This is a genomic window from Thermococcus sp., from assembly GCF_027011145.1.
Classification (GTDB): Archaea; Methanobacteriota_B; Thermococci; order Thermococcales; family Thermococcaceae; genus Thermococcus.
Genome location: NZ_JALVAO010000054.1, coordinates 1 through 1,746, shown reverse-complemented (window position 1 = coordinate 1,746; position 1,746 = coordinate 1). Strand labels below are relative to the sequence as shown.

Sequence of the window (1,746 nt, the reverse complement as noted above, 5' to 3'; positions counted from 1 at the left end):
ACGAGGCCTTCATAGACTTCGTTAAAGACGCCGAAAGCCCGGAGGGAGAAAACCTCGTAAAGCTCAGGACGTTCACAAAAAGCTACGGCCTGCCCGGGATTAGGGTTGGCTACATTCTCGGCTTTCCGGAGGCTTTCAAAAGTGTCAGAATGCCGTGGGGTATAGGCTCAACGGGTGTGGCTTTCCTTGAGTTTCTTCTTGAGGACAACTTTGAGCACCTGAGGAAGACTATGCCCCTAATCTGGCGCGAGAAGGAGAGACTTGAGAAAGCTTTGGGAGTTAAAAGCGACGCCAACTTCTTCATCAAGCGCGTTGGGAACGCGGGAGAAGTTGTAGAAGCCCTTAAGAGGCTGGGAATCCTCGTGAGGGACTGCACGAGTTTCGGCCTGCCAGAGTTCATCCGCTTCTCGGTGAGGAAGCCCGAGGAGAATGCAAAGCTTATTGAAGCATTTGCAACCCTCAAGGGGGAGCAAGACTTTTAAACCCTGCCCACTTTTATACTTCGGTGGTGCCTATCGTCCACCGTGGTTCATATTTCGATCCCTGAACTCAATGCATTCCGCCCTTCTGGGGTAGTCCTGACTCCGGCACCACCATCAAAGTTTTTAAGCCACTTTTCTGAGGGTATTTCATCTTCAAAAAACCGAAAAGGTGATGCCTATGCTCCCCAAGAACTACGACCCGAACGAGATTGAGCCGAAATGGCAGAAGTTCTGGCTCGATGAGAAGATTTACAAATACGAGCTCGACGAAAAGAGACCGAGCTACGCTATAGACACTCCTCCGCCCTTCACGAGCGGAACGCTCCATCTCGGCCACGTTCTGAGCCATACGTGGATTGACATTATCGCGCGCTACAAGAGAATGACCGGCTACAACGTTCTCTTCCCGCAGGGCTTCGACAACCATGGTTTGCCAACAGAGCTGAAGGTAGAGAAGGAGTTCGGTATAAGCAAGGACCAGCCGGAGAAGTTCCTCCAGAAGTGTATCGAATGGACGTGGCAGGCCATCGAAGCGATGAGGAACCAGTTCATAAGGATTGGCTATTCGGCGGACTGGGATTTGGAGTACCACACGATGGACGACTGGTATAAAGCAGCAGTCCAAAAGTCCCTCATCGAATTCTACAAGAAAGGCCTCCTCTACCAGGCCGAACACCCAGTCTACTGGTGCCCGCGCTGTAGGACGAGCCTTGCCAAAGCTGAGGTTGGCTACGTCGAGGAAGAGGGTTACCTCTACTACATCAAGCTCCCCCTGGCTGATGGAAGTGGTTACGTGCCGATAGCGACCACTAGGCCCGAGCTCATGCCGGCATGTGTCGCTGTATTTGTTCATCCAGACGACGAGAGGTATAAGGACGTCGTAGGGAAGAAGGTGAAGCTCCCGATATTCGAGCGCGAAGTCCCGGTTTTAGCGGATGAAGACGTTGACCCGAGCTTTGGAACCGGAGCGGTCTACAACTGTACCTACGGTGACGAGCAGGACGTTGTCTGGCAGAAGCGCTACAACCTGCCGGTGATTATAGCAATCAACGAGGACGGAACGATGAACGAGAGGGCCGGCCCCTACGCAGGCCTCAAGACCGAGGAGGCGAGAAAGAAGATAGCCGAAGACCTTGAGAAGATGGGCCTCCTCTACAAGAAGGAGAAGATAAAGCACCGCGTTCTGAGGCACACCGAGAGGAGCTCCTGTATGGCACCCATTGAACTCCTTCCAAAGAAGCAGTGGTTCATAAAGGTGAAGGAC

General features: G+C 52.8%; 2 protein-coding genes. Both read left to right on the top strand.

All coding sequences use genetic code 11. The features are described 5' to 3' along the window. Window positions 1–482: aminotransferase class I/II-fold pyridoxal phosphate-dependent enzyme (locus MVG27_RS06975; RefSeq protein ID WP_297556416.1), on the top strand; the 482-nt coding region annotated here is incomplete at its 5' end. Between the two features lie 178 nt (window positions 483–660). Then, window positions 661–1,746 (top strand): class I tRNA ligase family protein (locus MVG27_RS06970; protein ID WP_297556418.1); only part of this gene is annotated, 1,086 nt, incomplete at its 3' end.